This window comes from Okeania sp. SIO2B9 (assembly GCF_010672505.1).
GTDB lineage: Bacteria > Cyanobacteriota > Cyanobacteriia > Cyanobacteriales > Microcoleaceae > Okeania > Okeania hirsuta.
In genome coordinates, this window is record NZ_JAAHGK010000437.1 from 1 (window position 1) to 5,444 (window position 5,444).

Here is a 5,444-nt window from a genome sequence, read left to right on the forward strand (position 1 = left end):
CTGAGGCCGGTCATGACATTCAACAGGCCAAAGGCAACAACAGGCAGCAAAAAGGACAGCAAAATGCCGACCAGCAGCGACAGGCCAGCCAACTATTGGATGGTCTTTAATTGAAGATACTTTATCTGGCTTAATTCCCAGTCAATTTTTAATTACTTTCATTGGAATAGTAGCAATTCCCACTATTTTTACTATCATTGGTGGATGGTATTTTCGCAAACAACCTCTGCAATTATTCCGTTTATTTTATGGAGTTGAAGCTCCTTTATTTTTACTCTGTTTATTACGTTTTTTTGTACTGCGAGAACTTACTCAAGCTAGTACTTTAATTTTAGCCACAATCTTCATTAGCATTATCGCTTTTGCTCTGGAAATGTTATATGGTTATGCTAATCGAAATAAGTTAGTATCGTGGCTACAAATGTTTGCCCACAGCCTGATGTTATTAACTGGTTTATATGTGGGAGTATTACTACTATTTTATGCCGTGCCAGTATCTGTAATGTTAGTACGAGAATTTTTCTCATTTTACTGGCTTCAAGGAATTATTTCTGAGTTAACTTATTCTCCTGGCTATGTATTTACATTGCTCTTATTTTTATTTGTCTTGGCTTTAACAACAACTTTATTTGTGTTTATGCCCTCAGCATTAGCCAGTTTATACGTTAATTCTGGACAAAGAATACTCAGAACATTTGCTAATCAACATGGTCATCAACGTACATTTCAGGGAATTATTGCGGTCATAACTGCTTGGATGATTCTATTTGTTTCATTTCAACAACAACCCCAAGTTGTAGCTTTTCAAATGTTAGATTTACCAGTCAGAAATGAAAGCGATCGCCAAGAACTTTTAGCTAATTCTAATTTAATTAAAGATGGATTAGTTAATGCCTATTTATCCTCATATCGTTATCTAAGTACGGCTGCCAGAAGTAACCAAATTCGGATCATGTACAGAAGCACATTTGGTTTGCCAGAATCAATTAATCAAACATTACAAGATTACTTCAATAATCTGATGTCACCCTTCTTATATAAAGGTGACGATAAAGACAAACAAAAAGCAGCCAAACTCTACAGTGATTTTTTCGATACACCGATTCAAAAAGCAGAACAAAAAGCAATTATTAATGCTATTCAATCGACAGCAAATCTAGATGAAGTGAAAGCTGGATTATTAAATATTGGGGAACAAAAAGTCTGGCTGAAAAACCAAGAAATTACAGTAAAAGAAAATAGAGATTGGGCAGATATAGAATTATATGAAATTTATGAAAATCAAACCTTTGAACCTCAAGAAATTCTCTATTATTTTACCCTCCCAGAAAGTGCAGTTATTACAGGTATTTGGTTAGGCGATACTGACAACCGCGCCCAACGTTTTCCTTTCAAAGTTTCGCCCCGTGGTGCAGCACAAAAAGTCTATAATTCTCAAGTCCGAAGAGAACGTCCGGTCGATCCTGCTCTCCTAGAAAAAGTCGGGCCTCGGCAATATCGTTTACGAGCATTTCCAGTACCAGCAAAGTTGTCAGTAAGGGAACGAAAAACTAACCCAGACCGACCAACACAAATGCACTTGTGGTTAACCTATCAAGTAATGGCAAAAGATAATAGTTTTGCTTTACCGAAGTTGAGAGAAAAACGTAATATCTATTGGAATAAAAACACCAAACGAATTTACAATACCAAGTCTGTCAGAAGCGATCGAGAAACATGGTTGCCACCTAGTCTTCCTGCAATTGCCGAAACAACTCCACAACAACATCAGATAAATTTCACCAACGGATATCAAATTTCTGCTCAACCGTTAGTAACGCCAGAAAAATTTTTACCGGAAAGCGAAAGGTTTGCAGTGGTTGTGGATACTTCCTACAGCATGAGAGCTAAAACCAAAGAACTAAAACAGAATATTGACTGGTTAGTGGCAAATGGTTTGGGAGACCTGAGTTTCAGTAACGGTGATGCAGACATATATCTGACTAATGTCGGTTTTCCAGCAGAACGCATAGATGATATTAGTCAGTTTGATACTGAAAAAGTTACATTTTTTGGTACGCTCCAATATCAGGAAATGCTGGAACAGTTTCTCCAGTTACGAGGGGATACTCGCTACAATGGATTGATATTGGTGACTGATGAGGGTAGTTATGAACTCTCGGATGATACTCAAGAAATGCCCAACTTATCTACTCCTTTGTGGATGTTGCATTTGGGAGCGATGCCACCTGCTTATGATGATGCCACATTAAAATTGATGCAAAAAAGTGGGGGTGGTGTGGCGACACAACTTACCGAGGTATTCCAACAAGTGACGGCAAAATCAAAATTAGGAAAATCTGTTGTCAGTGTAGCAGATGGATATGCTTGGTTTATGGAGAAAAAATCTGATGAGGAAATAATAGAAGATAATTTTGCTCCTCTGGCAGCTCAACAGTTAGTTTTGGGGCTGAGTAAAAAAATGAACTTGGATACTCTCGATGAGTTAGATGCTATTCACCCGATCGCAAAAACCTATAAAATAGTTACGCCTTATTCTTCAATGATAGTTTTAGTGAATGACGAACAACGGGAAGCACTCAAACGTGCAGAAGCAGCAGCAGACCGTTTTAACCGTAAAGTTGAGGATGGCAAGGAGGAATTAACCGACCCCAATAACCCATTAGATGCTGCAAATGTACCCGAACCTGGTATGGTATTGGGAATGGTGGCAATGGGAATAGCGCTATGGATAAGTCAAAGTTCAAAATTCAAAAGTTAAAAGTAGTAGGGTGTGTTTTGCTGGCACAAAGCGCAGCTTTGCGATAGCAAACAACAGTGTTTGCGGAGCATTCCGCACCGAAAGCGTAACGCAAAAAATTCTGGAATAGGCGGTGCCTTACATTGCATTAACGCACCCGACAGGACTGACACACCTTAAATAGTGCATTATAAAATGGGGAGATTCGGAGATGGGGAGATTGAAGTAATTATAGAATAATAAACATATACTATATAACCGGATTCTATATGATGGGGCGATAGGGGAATGGGGTGATTACGAAAAAAGCGATCTGCACAGTTTTAACTGCGTCAGTCTACTACTGGACTGTTTTATCTAAAATATGCATCAGATTTGTTATTGCGTTTTGCTGGCGCATAACTCCGTTAACGGTTCGCGACATGTTTGCGGAGCATTCCGATAGGAAAAAGCGCAGCTTTGCCATAGCACAGGAATATGTATTGGTAGACTCAGAATCAACTTTGCTAGAAATTTCTCGTCGAGGAGAGGGGAAAATGTGGCTTTGCAATTATTATGAAGCGGGGGAGGCGATCGCTTGAGAAAGTTTAGAGTTTGAATGTCCCGTGGAACTTTTGTATGTAAGTTTTATGAAGATTTGATGAAGTAGGCAAAATGACATTGACACCAGAAAGTGGAGCATATACTCTTATAAAAGAGTTTAATAACAAACAAAATAGAAACTCCTCTGTGTGGGTGTTTATGATTAAAACATATGTATGTAAATTACAGCTTTTTTCATTTCAGTAGACCACAGTAGAGAGGTTCCATGGAAATTTCCTACAGGCCTTTGATTGTGACGATGTAGTTGATAAATATGAAAAGCGCTGTAACTTACAAACTCATGGCAACAAATAAAGGAAAAATTAGATATGCACAATCAAAAACAAGCAATTAAGAGCAAAGCCACTAACCTAAACAAAATTGGTAAAAGAGCCTCCTGTCAGCTCCTCGCACTTCTTGCTTTGACAGCTCCTGCTAACGCTTTTGATCTGAAACTTACTGCACCTGACGGTTCTGAAAGAGACTTCTTTGGAGGGTCAGTAGCTCTAAGGGATAACCTCGCCCTGATTGGTGCACCACTAGACGATGACAACGCAAGAAACAGTGGTTCAGCCTACCTATTTGATACTACTACTGGCAGTTTGCTCCAGAAATTTACTGCACCTGACGGTTCTGACGGAGACATCTTTGGAAACTCAGTAGCTCTAAGTGATAACCTCGCCCTGATTGGTGCCCCAGGAGACGATGACAAGGGAACAGACAGTGGTTCAGTATACCTATTTGACACTACTACTGGCAGTTTGCTCCAGAAATTTATCGCACCTGACGGTTTTTCAGCTGGCGTCTTTGGAGGGTCACTAACTCTAAGGGATAACCTCGCCTTGATTGGTGCCCCAGGAGACCAAGAAAATGGAATATTAAGTGGTTCAGCCTACCTATTTGACACTAGTACTGGCAGTTTGCTCCAGAAATTTACCGCACCTGACGGTTCTGACGAAGACTTGTTTGGATTCTCAGTAGCTCTAAGCGATAACCTCGCTCTGATTGGTGCACTACTAGACGATGACAAGGGAAGATCCAGTGGTTCAACCTACCTATTTGACACTACTACTGGCAGTTTGCTCCAGAAATTTACCCCACCTGACGGTTCTGAATTTAACTTCTTTGGAAACTCAGTAGCTCTAAGCGATCGCCTCGCTCTGATTGGTGCATCAGGAGACGATGACAAGGGACGCTCCAGTGGTTCAACCTACCTATTTGACACTACTACTGGCAGTTTGCTCCAGAAACTTACCGCACCCGACGGTTCTGAAGGAGACATCTTTGGAAACTCAGTAGCTCTAAGTGATCGCCTCGCCCTGATTGGTGCCCCAGGAGACCAAGACAACGGAGAAAACAGTGGTTCAGCATACTTGTTTGATATTACTACTGGCAGTTTGCTCCAGAAATTTACCCCACCTGACGGTTCTGACGGAGACTTTTTTGGAGGGCTAATAGCTCTAAGGGATAACCTCGCCCTGATTGGTGCCCCAGGAGACCAAGACAACGGAGAAAACAGTGGTTCAGCATACTTGTTTACCATCAACCCTCAACCAACACCAGAGCCATCATCGCTCTTAGGAATAGCAGGAACAGTAGCGATCGCCGCCTTATCCCGAAAGAAGCAGCAGAAAAAATAACAATAAAAATTTATCATTTTCTTTGTGGGTTTAATACCCCACCGTCTACACGGTGTTCAAAATTACTTGGGGGAGCGAATCCCCATGTAATTTTCCTCCTGTCTCCAGTATAGCTGTCTCCAGTATAGCTGTCTCCAGTATAGCTGTCTCCTTCTTCAACATAGCTAATTTATTAAGCAAAGATCCAGAGTCTGAATTCTTTGCTTGATTTTTTTTGAGAATTCTAGTTATACCATGTCCGGATAATTAGTGATGAAAACACTTTTTTCCTGATCTCAATTCTCAATTCTCAATTCTCAATTCTCAATTGTCCTCCCTAATTAGGGCTTGCTGATTAATTCTAAAAGTATTTACAGATAAAGGTTTTAGCGTTTTAGCGTTGAAAAAAGTACCAACTTTTTGGTGGAAAAAGCTCATGCATGCTGGTATTTTAGGATGATTATGGCAGAAAAATTGAGAGACAATTCTTGCTCCTACCTCCT

Annotated in this window: 4 protein-coding genes; 3 read left to right on the top strand and 1 reads right to left on the bottom strand. The window is 40.3% G+C overall.

The window, feature by feature from the left end; all coding sequences use genetic code 11:
- Positions 1-94 precede the first annotated feature (94 nt).
- The 3 genes from F6K13_RS16310 (at position 95) to F6K13_RS16320 (ending at position 4,962) form a co-directional block, all read left to right on the top strand.
- A complete protein-coding gene (locus tag F6K13_RS16310) occupies positions 95-2,761 on the top strand; it encodes a TIGR02921 family PEP-CTERM protein (protein WP_287287848.1) in 2,667 nt (888 codons plus the stop codon).
- A gap of 401 nt (positions 2,762-3,162) precedes the next feature.
- Positions 3,163-3,321 (top strand): hypothetical protein, encoded by a 159-nt coding sequence (locus F6K13_RS16315; RefSeq protein ID WP_192901069.1) that lies wholly within the window; start codon positions 3,163-3,165, stop codon positions 3,319-3,321.
- A gap of 330 nt (positions 3,322-3,651) precedes the next feature.
- Positions 3,652-4,962, top strand: coding sequence for an FG-GAP repeat protein (locus F6K13_RS16320; RefSeq protein WP_287287847.1), 1,311 nt, complete (start codon positions 3,652-3,654; stop codon positions 4,960-4,962).
- 45 nt (positions 4,963-5,007) lie between these two features.
- On the opposite strand, the gene F6K13_RS16325 is transcribed toward F6K13_RS16320, so the two are convergent.
- The gene (locus F6K13_RS16325; RefSeq protein WP_275670307.1) at positions 5,008-5,142 is read right to left on the bottom strand and encodes a hypothetical protein; all 135 of its coding nucleotides are present in this window, start codon (positions 5,140-5,142) and stop codon (positions 5,008-5,010) included.
- Positions 5,143-5,444: the final 302 nt, after the last annotated feature.